General features: G+C 72.2%; 16 protein-coding genes. 7 read left to right on the forward strand and 9 right to left on the reverse strand.

From position 1 onward, the window contains the following. Positions 1 to 70: 70 nt before the first annotated feature. From ACIGXJ_RS18995 to ACIGXJ_RS19005, 3 genes are read right to left on the reverse strand one after another with little or no spacing between them, the layout of a single operon-like run. Positions 71 to 694 (reverse strand): hypothetical protein, encoded by a 624-nt coding sequence (locus ACIGXJ_RS18995; protein WP_399646494.1) that lies wholly within the window; start codon positions 692 to 694, stop codon positions 71 to 73. Continuing rightward, entirely contained in the window at positions 695 to 1006 is a 312-nt protein-coding gene (locus ACIGXJ_RS19000) for a hypothetical protein (RefSeq protein ID WP_399646496.1), read from the reverse strand. 19 nt (positions 1007 to 1025) lie between these two features. Further along, on the reverse strand, positions 1026 to 1169 hold the full coding sequence (locus ACIGXJ_RS19005) for a trypco2 family protein (protein WP_399646498.1): 144 nt from the start codon (positions 1167 to 1169) through the stop codon (positions 1026 to 1028). Between the two features lie 480 nt (positions 1170 to 1649). Between ACIGXJ_RS19005 and ACIGXJ_RS19010 the strand changes: the two genes are divergently transcribed. Then, a complete protein-coding gene (locus tag ACIGXJ_RS19010) occupies positions 1650 to 2540 on the forward strand; it encodes a glycoside hydrolase family 19 protein (RefSeq protein ID WP_399646500.1) in 891 nt (296 codons plus the stop codon). On the opposite strand, the gene ACIGXJ_RS19015 is transcribed toward ACIGXJ_RS19010, so the two are convergent. The 3 genes from ACIGXJ_RS19015 to ACIGXJ_RS19025 all read right to left on the reverse strand — a co-directional run bounded on the left by ACIGXJ_RS19015 (position 2514) and on the right by ACIGXJ_RS19025 (position 5088). Beyond that, positions 2514 to 2966, reverse strand: coding sequence for a DUF6082 family protein (locus tag ACIGXJ_RS19015; RefSeq protein WP_399646502.1), 453 nt, complete (start codon positions 2964 to 2966; stop codon positions 2514 to 2516). The genes ACIGXJ_RS19010 and ACIGXJ_RS19015 overlap by 27 nt on opposite strands. 140 nt (positions 2967 to 3106) lie before the next feature. Further along, on the reverse strand, positions 3107 to 3793 hold the full coding sequence (locus ACIGXJ_RS19020; RefSeq protein ID WP_399646505.1) for a response regulator: 687 nt from the start codon (positions 3791 to 3793) through the stop codon (positions 3107 to 3109). After that, on the reverse strand, positions 3790 to 5088 hold the full coding sequence (locus ACIGXJ_RS19025; RefSeq protein WP_399646508.1) for a sensor histidine kinase: 1299 nt from the start codon (positions 5086 to 5088) through the stop codon (positions 3790 to 3792). The genes ACIGXJ_RS19020 and ACIGXJ_RS19025 overlap by 4 nt, the downstream gene beginning before the upstream one ends. Positions 5089 to 5309: 221 nt before the next feature. On the opposite strand from ACIGXJ_RS19025, the gene ACIGXJ_RS19030 reads away from it, so the two are divergent. Continuing rightward, entirely contained in the window at positions 5310 to 6002 is a 693-nt protein-coding gene (locus ACIGXJ_RS19030; RefSeq protein WP_399646511.1) for an ABC transporter ATP-binding protein, read from the forward strand. Beyond that, positions 5999 to 8416, forward strand: a complete 2418-nt coding sequence (locus ACIGXJ_RS19035) for an ABC transporter permease (protein WP_399646513.1) — start codon at positions 5999 to 6001, stop codon at positions 8414 to 8416. The genes ACIGXJ_RS19030 and ACIGXJ_RS19035 overlap by 4 nt, the downstream gene beginning before the upstream one ends. Positions 8417 to 8538: 122 nt before the next feature. Here ACIGXJ_RS19035 and ppdK read toward each other — a convergent pair whose 3' ends face one another. Next, complete coding sequence (gene ppdK / locus ACIGXJ_RS19040; RefSeq protein ID WP_399646516.1) at positions 8539 to 11223, reverse strand: pyruvate, phosphate dikinase; 2685 nt, start codon at positions 11221 to 11223, stop codon at positions 8539 to 8541. Between the two features lie 809 nt (positions 11224 to 12032). Here ppdK and ACIGXJ_RS19045 point away from each other — a divergent pair. The 4 genes from ACIGXJ_RS19045 (at position 12033) to ACIGXJ_RS19060 (ending at position 16198) form a co-directional block, all read left to right on the forward strand. Further along, positions 12033 to 13100: an alcohol dehydrogenase catalytic domain-containing protein gene (locus tag ACIGXJ_RS19045; protein ID WP_399646519.1), complete on the forward strand. Its 1068-nt coding sequence runs from the start codon at positions 12033 to 12035 to the stop codon at positions 13098 to 13100. Positions 13101 to 13117: 17 nt separating this feature from the next. After that, the gene (locus ACIGXJ_RS19050) at positions 13118 to 13792 is read left to right on the forward strand and encodes a pyridoxamine 5'-phosphate oxidase family protein (RefSeq protein ID WP_399646522.1); all 675 of its coding nucleotides are present in this window, start codon (positions 13118 to 13120) and stop codon (positions 13790 to 13792) included. Between the two features lie 104 nt (positions 13793 to 13896). Further along, positions 13897 to 14319 (forward strand): pyridoxamine 5'-phosphate oxidase family protein, encoded by a 423-nt coding sequence (locus ACIGXJ_RS19055; RefSeq protein WP_399646524.1) that lies wholly within the window; start codon positions 13897 to 13899, stop codon positions 14317 to 14319. A gap of 145 nt (positions 14320 to 14464) precedes the next feature. Continuing rightward, positions 14465 to 16198 (forward strand): GAF domain-containing protein, encoded by a 1734-nt coding sequence (locus ACIGXJ_RS19060; protein ID WP_399646526.1) that lies wholly within the window; start codon positions 14465 to 14467, stop codon positions 16196 to 16198. A gap of 484 nt (positions 16199 to 16682) precedes the next feature. On the opposite strand, the gene ACIGXJ_RS19065 is transcribed toward ACIGXJ_RS19060, so the two are convergent. Further along, complete coding sequence (locus tag ACIGXJ_RS19065; RefSeq protein WP_399646528.1) at positions 16683 to 17390, reverse strand: CBS domain-containing protein; 708 nt, start codon at positions 17388 to 17390, stop codon at positions 16683 to 16685. Continuing rightward, a complete protein-coding gene (locus ACIGXJ_RS19070; protein ID WP_399646531.1) occupies positions 17387 to 17851 on the reverse strand; it encodes a cyclic nucleotide-binding domain-containing protein in 465 nt (154 codons plus the stop codon). The genes ACIGXJ_RS19065 and ACIGXJ_RS19070 overlap by 4 nt, the downstream gene beginning before the upstream one ends. Positions 17852 to 18026 lie beyond the last annotated feature (175 nt).

An 18026-nucleotide genomic window follows, 5' to 3' on the forward strand; every position in this document is an offset into this window, starting at 1 on the left:
GGTCCCTGAAGGGCTGCTCCAGTTCGGTCGGAACGAGGTGAGGACCAGCAGCGCGATCACCCATCACCCATCACCCATCACCAGGCACCAGGCACCAGGCACCAGGCAGTGGCCAGTGCGTGTCCGAGCCGATGCGCAGGACACCCCGGGGCACCGGCGCGCGGCGCGCCGCCGGCCGGGCAGCCCGCCCCGGGTGATCCCACGCTCCAAGCCCCGAGCTGAGGGCCGCGACAGCCCTGCCGAGACACAAGTGGTGTCGTCCACACATGCACGGGACACGGGTGCCTCGGGAACGGGCCCGTGTCTCAGCCCCTGTACCGACGCCCTCAGGCACCGCGTCCTGCCGACGGCCGTCGACTTCCGCGAGCACCGTCTCTCCGGCGCGCAGGAGGGCCTCGGGGGTCAGGTGCGTGAGTACCGGGACGGCGTGGTGCCAGCCTTCGGGGGTGAGCGCCTCCGCCAGCAGGGCCTTGGCGCGGGGGATGTCGGGGCCTGCCGACGGGGGCAGGAGCAGGGAAGTCAGCCGGTCGAAGAGGGGCAGGATGTCGTCCCACCCCTCGAAGAGCGGTGCCGCCGCATCGGTCGGCAGGCAGGCGACATACGCCGCAAGACGTGCGCGCACCTCCGCGCGCCCTGTCCTGCCGCGGCTGCGGCCGGCCCGGACCGCTGCCGTGTCGTGGTCGGCGAGCGCCATCTATGCGAGTGAGAACGCCCCTGCCTGCGGGGCGGGGAGCCGTGCGTCGCCGTGCTCAGGGGTAGCAGGGGTGCAGGGGTCGTAGGGCCAGGGCCGTACCCAGTGCGGGGTGGGATACCTGAATGCGGGCCTCCACCGTTGCTTTGCAGGATCGAGGCAGAAGCGGGCGGAGCGGGGAGACCGTTCGGTGAGCAGTTCCGTCACCGCCGAGGCACGTGCGGCGTCCCGGTGGCCGATGGCGGCGAGCAGTTCGGCGACGAGCATGAACTCGTCCTCGTCCTCGGTCAGGCTTCGGAGCACCTCGTCAGCCATGCGACCCGCCGCGCGCGGGTCATGCACACCCGCGGCTGACGGCGACGGTCGCCTCCGCCTCGACGGGCCCGAGCTCGAACCGCACCGCCTCGTCCGCCCCCTCGCTCATGGCGACTGTCAGTTGGCGGCGTAACTCGCCTACCGGCTCGGCCAGTTCGACCAAGGTCGCCCCTCTCGCGCATTTCCACGTCAGGACGGGATCCTACAAGTGCGGCGGGTGGGCACCGAGGGCCCGCGCACACTCGCGGGCCCGCCTCCGGCCGGGCGGAGGCCGCGTCCGGATCGGCATGGCAACCCGTCGACGAAAGGTGCGATCCACCCGCGAGCCCGCGGGCGCACCGGCGAGTCCCGCTGGGCGGGCGATGAGTTCCGGGCAGTGCGGCCCACGCGCCGGCAGCCCGCCCCGGCCACCGGCCGCCAACGTGCGGGCAGGCCGGGCCGGCGCCCCCCGCCGGCTCTCGCCAACCGGACTGCGCCTGACTGGTCTACACCCTTGACTGGTACAGACCAACGCGGTTGAGTGTGGCCTCGCAGCCCCCCACCACGGCCGCCCCCACGCCGTTTCCGGTCCGCCGGTGCGTGCGGCGCGGGCTCCAGCTGCGTCCTGCCCGGGGCCGGCCGTGCCCGCAAAGGAGTTGAACTCATGTCGAGACGCCGTCTCTCCGCCGTCCTGGCCACCCTCGCCCTCGCAGGCAGCACCCCCGCTCTGCTCCCGGCCACGAGCGCCGCCGCAGCGGAGTGCTCCAGCTACCCCAACTGGGTTGCCGGCAGGGCGTACAACGCAGGTGACATCGTCCGCTACACCGACGGCAAGGCGTACATCGCCGAGCACGCCAACCCGGGGTACGACCCGGTCATCAGCACCTGGTACTGGGAGCCGTACGCCTGCGACAGCGGCCCGGGCACGCCCAACGGGCGCTTCGTCGTGACGGAGGCGCAGTTCAACCAGATGTTCCCCAACCGGAACTCGTTCTACAGCTACAGCGGCCTCACCGCGGCCTTGAGCGCCTACCCCGGCTTCGCCAACACCGGCAGCGACACGGTGAAGAAGCAGGAGGCCGCGGCCTTCCTCGCCAACGTCGGCCACGAGACCGGCGGTCTGGTCCACGTGGTGGAGCAGAACACCGCCAACTACCCGCACTACTGCGACTGGAGCCAGCCCTACGGCTGTCCGGCCGGACAGGCCGCCTACTACGGGCGCGGACCGATCCAGCTGAGCTGGAACTTCAACTACAAGGCCGCCGGTGACGCGCTCGGCATCAACCTGCTGAACAACCCCTGGCTCGTGCAGAACGACTCGGCCGTCGCGTGGAAGACGGCCCTGTGGTACTGGAACACCCAGACCGGCCCCGGCAGCATGACGCCGCACAACGCCATGGTGAACGGCGCCGGTTTCGGCCAGACGATCCGCAGCATCAACGGCTCCCTCGAGTGCGACGGCAAGAACCCGGCCCAAGTACAGAGCCGCGTGAACAACTACCAGCGGTTCACACAGATCCTCGCGACATCACCCGGCGGCAACCTGTACTGCTGAGCCTCCGACCCTGCCTGCCCGCCATGCTCGCCACCGCGACCGGGAGCCGCGCATCCCTCTGGCGCCCGGCGCGGCGGCGAGACCGGGCGAGGAAGCCGGTGGGGGAGGGACGGCGGGTTCCTCGGGGTCCCTGCCAACCAGCATCCGCACGCGCGACGGAGCAGCCTCGAAGTACTGAGCAGCAGGGACTGGAGGGCCGCCGGCGATGGCGCGCGCGTGGCACTGGTCGGCAATTTCGACGAACTGGCGTCGCCTCGGCCCGGCGGAGAGCTCGGCCGAGACGCGCCATCCGGGACCGCCGGTCAACCAGTGCTCGCGTGCGATCTCACCCTGGAAGTGGCCGTCGAACATGTCCCGGAGCGCGGCCTTGCCCGGAATCCCGAGCCTGAAGGGCAGCTGCAGAAAAGACCACCGACAGCGCGCCATAGGTCTGGCTGACGTCGCTCAGACGGCCCGGGTCGAGATCGTCAAGGCGGACAGAACGCCAGAGACGAAGAGAAGTGTCCGGCTCCTGCGAGCCGGTGTCGGCCCCTCGGGGCTGACCGTGTCCCCCTGGCCGGCAATGACTAGGCACCCCCGCCCGGGGCCACCAACCCCGTCTCGTAGGCGAAGACGACCGCCTGGACGCGGTCGCGCAGGTCCAGTTTCGACAGGATGCGGCCGACGTGGCTCTTGACCGTGGTCGGGCTGAGGAACAGCCGGGAGGCGAGTTCGGCGTTGCTGAGGCCCGTCGCGAGGAGGCGGAGCACCTCCAGTTCGCGTGGGGTGAGGCCGGACAGATCGCGGTGCGGGGCGACGGCCGGCGGTGCGTCTCGCTGGGCGAAGCGCTCGATCAGCCGGCGAGTGATCGTGGGTGCCAGGAGAGCGTCGCCGGTGCGCACCAGGTGCAGGGCGGAGACCAGGTGTTCGGGGGTGACGTCCTTGAGGAGGAAGCCGCTGGCGCCGGCCGTGAGGGCGGCGTAGACGTAGTGGTCCAGGTCGTACGTGGTGAGGATGAGGACCCGGGTGCCGGCCTGACCGGCGTCGCCGATGATGCGCCTGGTGGCCTCGATGCCGTCCATCTGCGGCATCCGGATGTCCATGAGGACGACGTCGGGCCGTGTGCGGCGAACCGCTGCGACGGCCTCGGCCCCGTCGGAGGCCTCGGCCGTCACTTCGATGCCGTCCGCGGCCAGGATCATCTTGAAACCGGTGCGTACGAGAGCCTGATCGTCGGCGATGACCGCGCGCAGGGGTAGCCGGTTCGCGGTCATGCGGCGCTCCGCGGGATGCGGGCCGACACCCGGTAGCCGCCGGCCGGCGTCGGACCGGTCGTCAGCTCGCCCTCGTAGACGGCCAACCGCTCGCGCAGCCCCATGTGGCCACGGCCGTTGCCCGGCACCGGCGGCGGGCCCTCGGCGCCGCCGGTGTCCTCGACCTCGATCTCCAGCCAGGCGTCCGTGTAAGCGATGGCCACGGACGCCCGCGCGCCGCGCGCATGTTTGATCGTGTTGGTCAGCGCCTCCTGCACGACGCGATACGCCGCGAGGTCCACCCCCGCCGGCACCGGATGCGGCGGCAGCGACACCTCGACGCTCACGGGCGTCCCGGCGGCGCGGACTCGTGCGACGAGCGCGTCGAGCTGCGCGAGTCCGGGCTGGGGCTCCAGGACGTCGGGCCTTTCCAGGTCCGGCCCGGCCAACAGGCCCATCACATGACGGAGTTCGGCCATGGCGGCCCGGCCGCCCGCCTCGACGGCCAGCAGCGCCTCCTTCGACTGCTCGGGCGCCCTGTCCATCACCTTGCGGGCCGCACCGGCCTGGATCACCATCACGCTCACATTGTGGGTGACGACGTCGTGCAGCTCGGCGGCGATGCGGGCACGCTCCTCCTCGACGGCACGGCGCATGGCTTCCTCCTGCGCGGCCTGGAGTCGTGTCACCCGGTCCCGGCTGGAGGCCAGCCGCAGTTGCAGGAACCGGACGAGGCTGGCCAGCATCCCTGCCACCAGGAGCACGAAGCCCGGGCTGGACCAACCGGGCAGCACGGGTTCCGCGTTACGGAAAGCGATACCGGACAGCGCGGCGGCGACCACCAGCACGGCGATCGCCGCTGTCCGGTAGCGGCTGTGCACGACGGCGCTGTAGGCGCCGATGACACAGGCCAGGACGGTGATCCAGGAAGCGGAGCTGCCGATGGCCAGTGCCGCACCCAGCACCACCACGAACGAGGTCAGCGGATACCGGCGCCGCGCTGCGAGCGGCAGCGTCGACAGGACGGCCAGAGCCCAGGGCACGGAGGAGGGCCCTTGCTCCACAGGCACCTGATCAGGGCCGGGCGGCGAGGGCGGGGCCGGGACGCCGGTTCCGACGTCGACCGTGGGGGAGCCGGTGTGGACCGGCCCGTCGCCGGGATGGCGCACCGCGACGAACAGGGCGATGACCGTCAGGACGACGGCCAGCGCCACATCGGCGCGCACTGCTCGCCGGGTCAGCGAGGCGGCATGGGTCTCCGGGCGTAGCGCGTCGACGAGTTGCTGATGCCGACTGCGCCGGACTTCGGTCTGCATCCGTGCATTGTGCTGCGCACTCCGTCCTGCCCGCGTCCGTCTGACCGGTCACGGTAGTTCTCCCGGAGGCCTACTCCTCAGGGATGACGTGGTGGCCGAATCCTCCGCGGGAAGGGCCTGATGTCGGTTCCGCGGCCGACGCGCCCCGTTCCTGGCATCTCTAGGTTCGCAGGACCGGCGACGGCAGGTGCCGCTCGCGACCGCAAGGACGGATGACTCGTATGCATCAAGTGATCGAACTGGACGGTGTGGCGAAGCGCTACGACCGCGTCGGCGCACCGGCGCTCGGACCGCTCACCCTCAGCGTCGCCGAGGGGGAGGCCCTTGCCGTCACGGGACCTTCGGGCAGCGGCAAGTCCACGCTGCTGAACCTCGTCGCCGGTCTCGACAGGCCGACCGATGGCGCCGTGATCGTGGCCGGCCGGCGGATCGACCGGCTGAGCGAGCGCGGCCTCGCCGAATTCCGCCGTGAGTACATCGGCATGGTCTTCCAGTTCTTCAACCTTCTCGACGACCTCACCGTCACCGACAACATCCAGCTCCCGGCCCGCCTGACCGGGACCAGCCGCCGTAAGGCCGCGGCCCGCGCGGAGGAGCTGATGGAGACGCTGGGCATTCTCAAGCACGCCAGCGCCTACCCGGGCCGGTTGTCCGGAGGCGAACGACAACGGGTAGCGGTCGCCCGGGCGTTGATCAACCGGCCCGCGCTGCTGCTCGCCGACGAGCCCACCGGTGCGCTCGACACGGCCTCGGGGCGCGACGTCCGTGATCTGCTGACGGATCTGCACCGCGCCGGGCAGACCGTCGTGCTGGTGACCCATGACATGGCGCTGGCCAAGGCGTGCGCGAGCCGCACTGTTCACCTGGTCGACGGTCGCGTCGCTCAGGACTTCGACGCGCAGGCCGCCCGATGAGCCTGATCGGTACCGGCGCGATGGGCCGGGTCGTACGCTCCGGGGTGGGCAGGCGGCGGGTGCAGACGGTGGTGATCGCCCTGGCCACGATGATGGCCGTGGCGTCGGCGGTGGTCGCCGGGTCGCTGATGGTCGCCGCGCACGCGCCCTTCGACCACGCCTTCGCGAGGCAGCAAGGCGCCCACCTGACCGCACAGTTCGATCCGGCCAAGGCGAGCGCGGCACAGCTGGTGGAGACCGGAGAACTGGCCGGCGTCACCGCGAGGGCGGGGCCGTATCCGGCCACGGGGTTCCGCCCGGTGGATCAGGTGGGCTTCCCCCTGCCGACGCTGACCCTGGTCGGGCGGCCCGGCCCGGACGGCGACGTGGACCGCGTGGATCTGAAGTCCGGCCGGTGGGCGCGGAAACCGGGCGAGATCGTGCTCGCCGCGTCGTTCGAGGGGCCCGCCATCGCGCTCGGCGCCACCCTGCGGGCCTCGGACACCCCGAACGCCCGCGCTCTCTCGATCGTCGGCTTCGCCGTGTCGGTGGGCAGGACGGCCGACTCCTGGGCGACTCCCGAGCAGGTCGAGGAGCTCGCGTCGGAGGGCAGCCCGGTCACGAGTCAGATGCTCTACCGCTTCGACTCCGCGAGCACGAAGGAGCAGATCCTGGCGGGCCGCGAGAAGCTTGCCGCATCCGTGGGGGCCGGTGCACTGCTGGGTACTCAGTCCTGGCTGGACACCAAGCGCGCCGCTGATCAGGGCGCGGCGGCGACCGTCCCGTTCGTGATGGCTTTCGGCGTGCTCGGCCTCGTGATGTCGGTGATCATCGTCAGCAGTGTGATCAGTGGCGCGGTCGGTACCGGCCTGCGCGGAATCGGCATCCTCAAGGCCATCGGCTTCACACCGCGCGAAGTCGTGTGCGCCTACCTGGCCCAGGCGCTGATTCCGGCCGGCGCCGGCATCGCCCTGGGGGTCCTCGCGGGAAACGTCCTGGCGGTGCCGCTGCTCTCGGACACCGAAGAGGTGTACGGAGACGTCTCGCTCTCGGTGGCCTGGTGGGTGGACGTCACGGTGCCGGCCGCCGCCCTGGTCGTCGTGGGGCTCGCGGCGCTGATTCCCGCACGGCGGGCCGGAAGACTGCGCACGGTCGAGGCGATCGCGGTAGGCCGGTCACCGCGAACCGGGCGCGGCCGACGGGCACATCGGGCGCTGGGGCTGCTGCCGCTGCCGCGACCGGTGACCTACGGTCTCGCCGTCCCCTTCACGCATCCGGTCCGTACCCTCGCCATGTTGCTCGCGGTGGCGTTCGGTACGGTCGCTGCGACCTTCGCCGTAGGGCTCACCTCGTCCTTGACCGCGGTCGGCACCTCGCAGCAGCCCGAGAGCCGTGCCGCGGTCACGGTCACGACCACCGGACTGCACAACCTCGCACCCCCTCCGCCTCCCCCTGCGGGGCCAGGCGCGGCAAGCCCGGCCCCCGCAGGAGGCAGCGCGGCAAGCACGTCCGAGCCCAGGACCGCGGACCCGGCGAAGGTGCGCTCTGCCATCACCTCGCAGACGGGCACGGGTTCGTACTACGGCACAACCCGGATCGAGGTCTCCGTGGCGGGGATCTCCGGCCCCGTTCAGGCCGGCCTCTACGAGGGCGACTCACGCGCGGGCGGCTACGAGATGATCTCCGGGCACTGGATCACCGGCAGCGGCCAGGTCGTGGTGCCCACGCGCTTCCTGGACAGGACCAGCACCAAGATCGGTGACAGGGTGCGGGTGACCTACAAGAAGGAGACAGCGACCCTGCAGATCGTGGGCGAGTCCTTCGACACCTCGGGCAGCGAGCTGGAGATCCATGCGGACATGGCCGACTTCGCGTCCGCCGTGCCCACTGCCTTCCTCGTCGAGGTGAAGTCCGGCGTCTCCGCCGACGAATACGCCCAGCGGGTCGCCGCGGTCGTACAGCCACTGGGCGGCGACGCCACGACCAACGCCCCCTCGGGACCGGACGGCGTCATCCTCATCATGTCCGCGACGGCGGCGCTGCTCACCTTGCTGGTGGTCTGCGTGGCCGCCCTCGGCGTACTCGACTCCGTACTCCTGGACACCCGGGAACGGATCCACGACCTGGGCGTCTGCAAGGCCATCGGCATGTCGCCACGGCAGACCATGAGCCTCGTGCTCGCCCCGGTCACAACGATCGGCGCCCTCGGCGGACTCGTCGGCGTGCCGGCGGGGTACGCCCTGCACAGCCTCGTCATGCCGGTGATGGGGAATGCCGTCGGCACCAGGCTGCCGTCGGCGGTCCTCGATGTCTACGAGCCCGTCCATCTGTTCCTGCTGGGGCTCGGCGGGGTCGTGATGGCGGTGCTGGGCGCGCTGATCCCGGCCGGCTGGGCGGCGGGGGCGCGGACGGCGACGGCGCTGCGCACCGAGTAGCGTCCGGCGGATCGAGGCCGCTGGGACAGAACCGCCGGGCGAATCCCGCAGCGTGAGGGAGTTCCGCACGCTGCGGGAAAAGGGGCCGCCCGTCCCGGGGGAGCGCGCCGGACGCAGGGGCCTCACCTGCTGTCACTGTGCTCCGTCGGGTCGAGGGCGGCACGTCCGGCCTCCAGGCGCGCGACCGGTACCCGGAACGGGGAGCAGGAGACGTAGTCGAGCCCGGCGGCGTGGAAGAAGTGCACCGACTCCGGGTCTCCGCCGTGCTCGCCGCAGACACCGATCTTCAGGTCGGGCCGTGCGGCACGGCCCTCGGCGACGGCGATCTGGACCAGGCGTCCCACACCGTCGCGGTCGATCGTCTCGAACGGGGAGACCTTGAAGATTCCCTTGTCGAAGTAGGCGGAGAAGAACGCCGCCTCGACGTCGTCGCGGGAGAAGCCCCAGGTGGTCTGGGTCAGGTCGTTGGTGCCGAAGGAGAAGAACTGCGCCTCCTCGGCGATGCGGCCCGCGGTGAGGGCGGCCCTCGGCAGCTCGATCATGGTGCCGACAGGACAGTCGACGCTGACGCCGGAGGCCTCGCTCACCCCGGCCAGGACGTGCTCGACCTCGTCGCGGACGATGCGGAGTTCCTCGACCGTGTCGACGAGGGGCACCATGATCTCCGCGCGGGGGTCTCCGCCGGCCCGCCTGCGCTCGACGACCGCCTCGGCGATCGCCCGTACCTGCATGGCGACCAGACCCGGTGCCACCAGGCCCAGACGCACGCCGCGCAGGCCGAGCATCGGGTTCTCCTCGTGCATGCGGCCGACCGCGTCCAGAAGTTCCACATCGTGCGCGTCCGGCTGGACGCCACGGGCTTCGGCAGCGGCGATGCGTACGGCGAGTTCGGTGCGGTCGGGCAGGAACTCGTGCAGCGGCGGGTCGAGGAGGCGGATCGTGACCGGCAGGCCGTCCATCGCCTCCAGGATGCCGACGAAGTCCTGTCGCTGGAGCGGCAGCAACGCGTCGAGGGCCCGCTCCCGGTCCGTGTCGGTGCGGGCGAGGATCATCGCCTCCACCAACGGCCGGCGCTCGCCGAGGAACATGTGCTCGGTGCGGCACAAGCCGATGCCCTCGGCTCCGAACCGGCGGGCACGGGCGGCGTCCTCGGGGGAGTCCGCGTTCGCCCGGACCCCCAGCCGGCGTGCGCCGTCGGCTCGTCGCATCGCCTGGGCCACGGCGTCGACCAGCCCGGCCGAGTGCTCGCCGGTTTCGAAGTACCGCATCACCACGGAGTCGACCAGCGGAGCCGCCCCGGGGAACACGGCGCCCTCGGAGCCGTCCACGGAGATGACCGTGCCCTCCTCCACGGTGATGCCGCCCGCGGTGAAGCGGCGCCCCTGCACGTCGACGGAGATCTCCTCGGCCCCGCACACACAGACCTTGCCCATGCCGCGGGCGACCACCGCCGCGTGGCTGGTCTTGCCGCCCCGGCTGGTGAGCACGGCCTGGGCAGCGACCATGCCGGGCAGGTCGTCGGGGGTGGTCTCCTGGCGTACCAGGACGACCTTCTCCCCGGCGGCGGCCCGCCGGACCGCCTCGGCGGAGTCGAACACCGCGGCTCCGACGGCCGCGCCCGGTGACGCCGGGATCCCGTGTGCGAGCGCCTCACCGACGGCCGAGGTGTCGAAGCGCGGGAACATCAGCCGGGCGAGCCCGTCCCCGCTCACCCGGGCCAGGGCCTCGTCCGGCGTGATCAGCTTCTCGTCGACGAGTTCGGCGGCGATGGCGAACGCGGCCTCCGCGGTGCGCTTGCCCACCCGGGTCTGCAGCATCCACAGCCGGCCGCGTTCGATGGTGAACTCGATGTCGCACAGGTCCCGGTAGTGGGTCTCCAACGTCGACATGTGGTCGCGCAGTCGGCCGTACGAAACCGGATCCACCTGCTCCAGCTCGGTCAGCGGGACGGCGTTGCGGATGCCGGCGACCACGTCCTCGCCCTGCGCGTTGGCCAGGTAGTCGCCGTACAGGCCGGGGAGTCCGGTGGCCGGGTCGCGGGTGAAGGCGACGCCGCTGCCGGAGTCGGGCCCGAGGTTGCCGAAGACCATGGTCTGCACGTTGACCGCTGTGCCCAGGTCGTCGGGGATGTGCTCGCGGCGGCGGTAGAGGCGGGCGCGTTCGCCGTTCCAGGACTCGAAGACGGCCAGGACCGCCCGGCGCAGCTGCTCGGCGGGGGACTGGGGGAAGGAGTCCCCGGTCTCCTCGCGGATCAGCGTCTTGTACGTCTCCACCAGACCGGCCAGATCGGCAGCGTCGAGACCCAGGTCGTCGACCGCGCCGCGGGCCTGCTTGAGGCGGGCCATGGCGTTCTCGAACAGTGCGCTGTCGACGCCCATGACGGTGCTGCCGAACATCTGCACGAGCCGCCGGTACGAGTCCCAGGCGAAGCGCTCGTTCCCGGACGACTTCGCCAGTCCGAGAACGGACGCGTCGCCCAGGCCGATGTCCAGGATCGTCTCCATCATGCCGGGCATGGAGAACCGTGCACCCGAGCGGACGGACAGCAGGAGCGGGTCGTCCGGCTGTCCGAGCCGCCGCCCCGCGGCCTGTTCCAGGGCTGCCAGGTGATCGGCGATCTCCCGGTCGAGGCCGGCCGGTTCCGCACCGGTGGCCAGATAGACCCGGCATGCTTCGGTGGTGACGGTGAAGCCGGGCGGCACCGGCAGACCCATGCGGGTCATCTCGGCGAGGTTGGCGCCCTTGCCTCCGAGCAGGGCGGCCATGTCACGGCCGCCCTCGGTGAACGCGTACACATAACGGTCCATGGCGGTGCTTTCCTCTCTGCTTCTCAGGGTGGGCCATGACCGTGCGCGGCGCATCAGCCCGGCACGGGCCTTGCTCCCGCCCGCGCGGCACGTCGGCGATCGACGCGCTGACGTGGCCCGCGGGCCGGGTGCCGAAGTTCAGCGGTGCGTCCGGCGGCGCGCGACCGGAGCACCGAGTCCACCCCCCCCAGGTCCGGGCTCCGGGCCGGCGTGCCCGTCGCTCACCAGCGGTTCGCCGGAGGCCCCGGCGGCTGCCGCCTTCATGGACTGCCCCTCTCGCTCCGCCGGTCCGCTGCTGTCCGGTTCCACGGTCGGCCTGATGCCGGCACGGCGGCAGGTACCGGCCGTCCCGACGGGTTGGGCCGATCGGCCCCGGACACACGGGGGAGCGGGCCCTCCGGCGGCGGTGAGGGAGGATGCACCGATCAGCAGGGCCGGGCCCGCCCCGTCACTCGGGGAACGAGGAGCACGCGACGGCGGACGGTGCACGGCCCGGCTCCGCACCCGGTGCCGCTGCGCGGCGTCACCGGCCACGTCGTCGCCCGGTCCGCAAGCCTGACGAGCCGCAGTCCGGCGCACGAGAACGTTGACACGGACTCGCGGCCGGCCCGTCGTACAGGGTCGGCACACGCTGCGACCGGAGCGGAGCTCTCAGGGAGATCGCCGGGGCCGGCCGAGGCCGCGCGGACGCCGGCGACCCCGGTCGGCCGGCCAGTGGGGCCGATCGGCCCAAGCCAGTTCCCTCGCCGCCGCACACGCTGAAGATGTGGGGCGAGCCAAGCGCCTCGCCGGACTGCGGAAGGATCGTCATGAAGGGCTATGTGTTCCACGGCCCGGGCCAGTCCTCCTGGGAGGACGTGCCGGACCCGGCCGTGAAGGAGCCGACGGACGCGATCGTCCGGATCGACGCCGTCACCATCTGCGGAACCGACCTGCACATCCTCAAGGGAGACGTCCCGGAGGTCCGCCCCGGCACCGTGCTCGGGCACGAGGCGGTGGGCGAGATCGTGGAGACCGGCGCCGACGTGCGCACGGTCCGGCCCGGCGACCGGGTGCTGGTCTCCTGCATCACGGCCTGCGGCCGCTGCGCCTACTGCCGCAGGGCCATGTACGGCCAGTGCCGGGGAGGCGGAGGCTGGATCCTCGGCCACCTGATCGACGGCACACAGGCCGAGTACGTGCGCGTGCCCTACGCCGATCTGTCGGTGCACCCGCTGCCTGCGGCTCTCCCCGACCAGGACGCCGTCCTACTGGCCGACATCTTCCCGACCGCCTACGAGGTCGGAGTCCTCAACGGGCAGGTCCGCCCCGGCGACACCGTGGCCGTCGTCGGCGCCGGTCCCGTCGGACTGGCCGCCGTCGCCACCGCCCGTCTCTTCAGCCCCGAACGGATCCTCGCCGTCGACCCGGCCGCGGCCCGGCGCGACGCGGCCAGGCGGCTCGGCGCCCACGCCGTCGCGGCCCCCGCCGAGGCCCCCGAACAGCTGACGGCCGATCTCACGGACGGACTCGGCGCCGACGTGGTCATCGAGGCGGTGGGCCTGCCCGAGACGTTCGAGCTGTGCACCCGCATGGTGCGCCCCGGCGGTCACGTCGCCAACGTCGGCGTGCACGGCAGCCCGGCGACCCTGCACCTGGAAGACCTGTGGATCAAGAACGTGACGCTCACGACCGGTCTGGTCGACACCCACTCGACGCCCACGTTGCTGCGCATGGCGTCCGCCGGGCTCCTGCCCACGGCCGACCTGGTCACGCACACCTTCCCGGTCGAGCACATGGCGCAGGCGTACGAGGTCTTCGCGGGGGCCGCCGACACAGGCGCGCTCAAAGTGGTGCTGAAGCGGCACCTGCACGAGCAACTGCCTTCCACGGCCTGAACAAAGGAGGCACCGTCATGACCGAGCAGGCCACGCCCGCGAAGGTGCGTGAGAGGCCCGCGGGCGACCTCGGGCGCCGTATCGCCCAACGGCGCAGCCACCTCGGGCTCACCCGCAGGCAGGCTGCCGCTCGCGCGGGCGTGGCAGCGAGCTACCTCCGGCACCTGGAGGAGCACCCGGGCGCCGCGCCCGGCGCCAGCGCGCTGCTCAGGGTCGCGGGGGCACTGGAGACGACAGTCGCCGAGCTCACCGGAGCCAATGCCGATCTGCCACCGGCCCTCGGACAGGCGTCCCGGACCGCCGAGCTCACGGACCTGGGCGCCGACGACTGCCGCAGGCTCCTCGCCGCGCACGGAGTGGGGCGGATCGTGTTCCTCTCCGACGACGGCCCGGTCGCCCTGCCCGTCAACTACGGCGTCGTTGCGGGCTCCATCGTCTTCCGCACCGATCCCCGCAGCACGACATTCCGCGCGGCCGGCCAACGGGTCGCCTTCGAGGTGGACCGCATCGACGAGGCGTTCAGCTCCGGATGGAGCGTGCTGGTGCGGGGCACCGCCGCGGTGGTCACGGACCCGAACGAGGCGAGGCGGCTCACCGAGCGGGCCTACAGCGCGCCCTGGGCCGGAGGCCGGCGCACGGTGTGGATGCGGATCGACCCCGTCGGCGTCACCGGCCGCAGGATCACCGTGTGAGGAGCGGGGCCGTCAGCCGGAGCGGCGGTTCCGCGGTCGGCACCCGCACTGTGGACCGGCCGTGGCGGAACGACGCCGCGGTGCACTCTGGAGATGAACGAACCATGTCCCGCCACGACGGATACCGCGAACTCGGCCGGGAGGAGTGCCTGCGGCTGCTGGCCCGGGTGCCCGTGGGCCGTGTCGTCTTCACCCGGCAGGCGCTGCCGGCGATCCTGCCCGTCAACTTCTGCCTGGACGGCGACGGCGCGGTGATTCTGCGCACCTCGGCAGCCTCCGCGCTGGTCCGCGCCATCGACGGAGCGGTGGTCGCGTTCGAGGCCGACGACGTCGATGCCGCCCGGCACTCGGGCTGGAGCGTCATCGTCACCGGCGGGGCCGCGGTGGTCACCGACGCCGCCGAGCAGCGAAGACTCCGCCGTGAGGGGCCGCAATCGTGGGCGGCTTCACCGGGTGACGTGTTCGTCCGCATCGGGTCCGAGCTGGTGACGGGCCGTGCGTTCTCGCCGGAGCGCGGGGCGGCGTGAGGCCCGTCCCGGCGGCCGAGCCGCGCACCCCTGGCACGCGGAGGCCGAGTGGCCGGAAGAGGTGTCATCCCTGCCTCCTGCCTCTACCGTGGCAAGTGACAGGTTCCGGCGAAGGCCGGCGCGGCGCGATGCCGGGAGGAGCAGGATGGCAGGCTCCGAGGGAACGGAAGGGGCCCGTCTGCGGCTGCCGCAGTTGCGGCTCGACGAACTGCTGGAGGAACTGCAGGCCCGGATCGACGCGGCCCGCGGCACCCGGGACCGGGTGCGCAGCCTGCTGGAAGCGGTCCTCACGGTGGGCCGTGAACTGGACCTGGAGCAGGCCCTGCGCAGCATCGTCGAGGCCGCCGCGGTACTGGTCGACGCCGAGTACGCCGCCTTGGGTGTGATCGGCCCGGACGGCACGCGGCTCTCGGCGTTCCACACGTTCGGGGTCAGCGACGAGCGGATCGCCGAGATCGGCCCGTTCCCGGAGGGGCACGGGATCCTGGGTGAGCTCATCCGCCACCCCGAGCCCCTGCGCCTGGCGAAGCTGTCCCAGCACCCCGCCTCCTACGGCTTCCCCGCGCACCACCCGCCGATGAACACCTTCCTCGGGGTCCCGATCCGGGTTCGTGACCAGGTCTTCGGCAACCTCTACCTGACCGAGAAGCGCGGCGGTGTCGAGTTCGACGAGGAGGACGAGTCGGTGCTGTCCACGCTCGCCGTCGCCGCCGGCGTCGCCATCGACAACGCCCGCCTCTACGAGGAGTCCCGGCTGCGCGAGCGCTGGCTGCAGGCCAACGCGGAGATCACCCACCGTCTCATGTCCGGCGCCGGTCAGTCGCAGGTCCTGGGGCTGATCGCCGAGCGGGCCAGGGAGATCACCGGGGCGGCCCTGGCGGTGGTCGCCATGCCGGTGGAGGGCACCGGCTCGCTGACCGTCGAACTGGCCATCGGCGCGCAGGCGGAAGCCCATCAGGGCCTCGTCCTGCCCATGGATGGCAGCCTGATCGGTGAGGCCTTCACCAGTGCGGCACCCGTCGTCAGCGTGGATGTCTCCACCGACCCCCGTGTCTCCGCAGAGCCCAGGCGTTTCGTCGGTCTCGGCCCTGCCGTGGCCGTGCCGATCGGCACGGCCGAGGGGGTGCGAGGTGTGGCGCTGCTGGTGCGGCCCGCCGGTGACACGCCGTTCACGGACAAGGAGATCCAGCCGCTCCAGGGCTTCGCGGCGCAGGCCGCGGTCGCCATGGAGCTGGCCGAGCGGCGCAGGGACGCGGAGGAGGTCGCGGTGCTCAAGGACCGCGACCGCATCGCCCGCGATCTGCACGACCTGGCGATCCAGCGGCTGTTCGCCACCGGCATGACGCTCCAGAGCGCCGGCCGTTTCATCGAGCACGAACAGGCCGCCGAGCGGGTCATGCGGGCCGTGGACGACCTGGACGAGACCATCAAGATCATCCGCTCGACCATCTTCGGCCTGCGCTCCCACGACGGCACCGCCGGCTCCGGGCTGCGGACCGGACTGGTGAGGGTGATCGGCGAGGCGGCCCAGGTGCTGGGCTTCGCGCCGAGCGTACGCATGGAGGGCCTGGTCGACACCGACGTACCGCAGGACATCGCGGACGACGTGCTGGCGGTACTGGCCGAGGCCCTCACCAACGTCGCCCGGCACGCCCATGCCGACCGCACCGACGTGGTCCTGAAGACGGACGGACGCGAGGTGCGCCTGAGCGTCAGGGACAACGGCGTCGGCCTCCCGGCCGAGGGCCGCCGCAGCGGCCTGCGCAACATGGCCGAGAGGGCCGAGCAGCTGGGCGGGAAGCTGGATCTGGGGACTGCCGGGGGCGGGGGCACTTCGCTGGTGTGGACGGTTCCGCTCGGCTCCGGGCACCACGGCTGAAGGTCCGTCCTCCGACGGATCCTGCCCAGAGCAGGAACGACGCGAACGCGACAGCCGGTTGGCGGGAAGTGGCGGTCTCCTCGTTTCCGGTGGCGCTCCCGCGAAAGCCCTTGAGCCGGTTGAGGCGGCGCTCGGTCGTGCTGCGCCGCCCGTAGGTCTCCCGGCCGACTCCCGGCGGCCGGCCGGCGTGCCGGCCCCCCGGGGTCGCGAGCGGGCGGCCCTTGCCCTCGCACGGCCCACGACCGGGCGATGCATACGCGAGGGCGTGCAGCAGCACAGGCCGGTCGTCTTCGAGTGCCCGCCGACCCCTGGCACGACATGGCGGGAAGGACTCATCCGCTTCTTGCGGATCCTCATTGTGCGGTGCACGGCCGCCGGCCGCTTCTCCGCACCTCGGTCGGGTCCTTCCCGTCACCTCAAGCACACCACACGGGCTCGCCGTCGAACAGGGCCGTTCGGCCCCGCCCGGGCACGACACCACGGCTCAGTCCGCGGTGGTGGCGGCCTCGTCCAGCTCGAACCGCACGTCGACGACGCCCTCCACGGCCCGTACCAGCCGCGCCGCGGCCGGAACCAGGGAGCGGTCGCCGATCCGGCCCGCGAGGCGGACGACGCCGTCGTGGACCCCGACCGTGACCGCGGAGGCGGGACGCGGGAAGAGGTAGGCGACGACTTCACGGCGCACCTGCTCGGCGATCTCCTCGTCGTCCCGCAGGAACACCTTCAGAAGGTCCGCGCGGCTGACGATTCCCAGCAGCCGGCCGCCGCCGTCGACCACGGGCAGCCGCTTGACGCGGGCTCGCGCCATGACCCGGGCGGCCTGAGCGAGGGTGGCGTCGGCGGTGGTGGTGAGGGCGGGGGACGTCATCAGGTCCCGCGCGGTGACCGACCCCGCCTTGGCCAGGTCGGCCAGCCGGCGCAGCTGGGTCCGGCGGTCCGGGTCGGCGTCGCGGAACTCCTCCTTGGGCAGCAGGTCCGCCTCCGACACGATGCCGACCACCCGCCCGGAACCGTCGACCACGGGCAACGCGCTCACCCGGCGGTCCTGCAAGGTGCGCACGATGTCCTTGAACGCGGTCTCCAGACCGACGGTGGCCACCGAGCGTGTCATGACGTCGGCCACGATGTGGACGAAGCCGTGCGCGCCCGACGGCCCACCGTCAGGCCCGCTGTCCGGTCCGAACGCGGTCATCGCAAGCCTCCACTGCCGTACGGGCCGTACAGGTCGAGGAGCCGGGTACGGGTGGCGTGCAGCCGTCGGGCGACGACACCGCCCACCCACTGCGCGACGCTCCGGCCGAAGTCGGCGTCGGCTTCGCACATCGTTCGGACGAGGGCGGCGTCGAACTCGTAGGCGCGCACCGGCGTGGCCGCTTCCGCGCCCAGATGCCAGATGTACGGGGCGTACAGCCAGGACCAGCCGACGAGTTCGTCGTGGCCGAGGGACTCGATCACCGCCGCCCGGCGGCCGGGCACCCGCATGTCGAGGTCGACGGTGCCGGTACGGATGATCCAGAAGTGGTCGGCACGACCGCCCTCCTCGAAGAGCCGCGCGCCGATCGGGAAGGCCACCTCGCGGGCGAGGTCCATCAGCCGCTGCCGGTGCTCGGCGGGCAGGGCCCGCGGCGGGATCGTCGTGACGGGAGCGTTCATGGCACGCCTCCAGAAGCGTGTGCTGACTGGCTGCTTCCAGCGTCACCGCCCGTCCGCTGACGGGCCATGGGCCACATGGCCCCCGTGGAGGGCCGGCACGCCTCGGTCCCCCCGCGGTGTCAGGTCGTGGGCCGGTCGGTCCCGGTCGGGGACGTGTGGCCCCTGTGGACGCGGC

It is taken from the genome of Streptomyces sp. NPDC053367 (genome assembly GCF_044545925.1).
GTDB lineage: Bacteria > Actinomycetota > Actinomycetes > Streptomycetales > Streptomycetaceae > Streptomyces.

What these genes read in the sequence shown, in the direction of transcription:
- ACIGXJ_RS19000 (WP_399646496.1), bottom strand. Translation starts at nt 1,006, where the DNA reads ATGGCTGACGAGGTGCTCCGAAGCCTGACCGAGGACGAGGACGAGTTC.
- ACIGXJ_RS19060 (WP_399646526.1), top strand. Translation starts at nt 14,465, where the DNA reads ATGGCAGGCTCCGAGGGAACGGAAGGGGCCCGTCTGCGGCTGCCGCAG.
- ppdK (WP_399646516.1), bottom strand. Translation starts at nt 11,223, where the DNA reads ATGGACCGTTATGTGTACGCGTTCACCGAGGGCGGCCGTGACATGGCC.
- ACIGXJ_RS19025 (WP_399646508.1), bottom strand. Translation starts at nt 5,088, where the DNA reads ATGCAGACCGAAGTCCGGCGCAGTCGGCATCAGCAACTCGTCGACGCG.
- ACIGXJ_RS19070 (WP_399646531.1), bottom strand. Translation starts at nt 17,851, where the DNA reads ATGAACGCTCCCGTCACGACGATCCCGCCGCGGGCCCTGCCCGCCGAG.
- ACIGXJ_RS19050 (WP_399646522.1), top strand. Translation starts at nt 13,118, where the DNA reads ATGACCGAGCAGGCCACGCCCGCGAAGGTGCGTGAGAGGCCCGCGGGC.
- ACIGXJ_RS19030 (WP_399646511.1), top strand. Translation starts at nt 5,310, where the DNA reads ATGCATCAAGTGATCGAACTGGACGGTGTGGCGAAGCGCTACGACCGC.
- ACIGXJ_RS19065 (WP_399646528.1), bottom strand. Translation starts at nt 17,390, where the DNA reads ATGACCGCGTTCGGACCGGACAGCGGGCCTGACGGTGGGCCGTCGGGC.
- ACIGXJ_RS19045 (WP_399646519.1), top strand. Translation starts at nt 12,033, where the DNA reads ATGAAGGGCTATGTGTTCCACGGCCCGGGCCAGTCCTCCTGGGAGGAC.
- ACIGXJ_RS19035 (WP_399646513.1), top strand. Translation starts at nt 5,999, where the DNA reads ATGAGCCTGATCGGTACCGGCGCGATGGGCCGGGTCGTACGCTCCGGG.
- ACIGXJ_RS19015 (WP_399646502.1), bottom strand. Translation starts at nt 2,966, where the DNA reads ATGGCGCGCTGTCGGTGGTCTTTTCTGCAGCTGCCCTTCAGGCTCGGG.
- ACIGXJ_RS18995 (WP_399646494.1), bottom strand. Translation starts at nt 694, where the DNA reads ATGGCGCTCGCCGACCACGACACGGCAGCGGTCCGGGCCGGCCGCAGC.
- ACIGXJ_RS19055 (WP_399646524.1), top strand. Translation starts at nt 13,897, where the DNA reads ATGTCCCGCCACGACGGATACCGCGAACTCGGCCGGGAGGAGTGCCTG.
- ACIGXJ_RS19020 (WP_399646505.1), bottom strand. Translation starts at nt 3,793, where the DNA reads ATGACCGCGAACCGGCTACCCCTGCGCGCGGTCATCGCCGACGATCAG.
- ACIGXJ_RS19010 (WP_399646500.1), top strand. Translation starts at nt 1,650, where the DNA reads ATGTCGAGACGCCGTCTCTCCGCCGTCCTGGCCACCCTCGCCCTCGCA.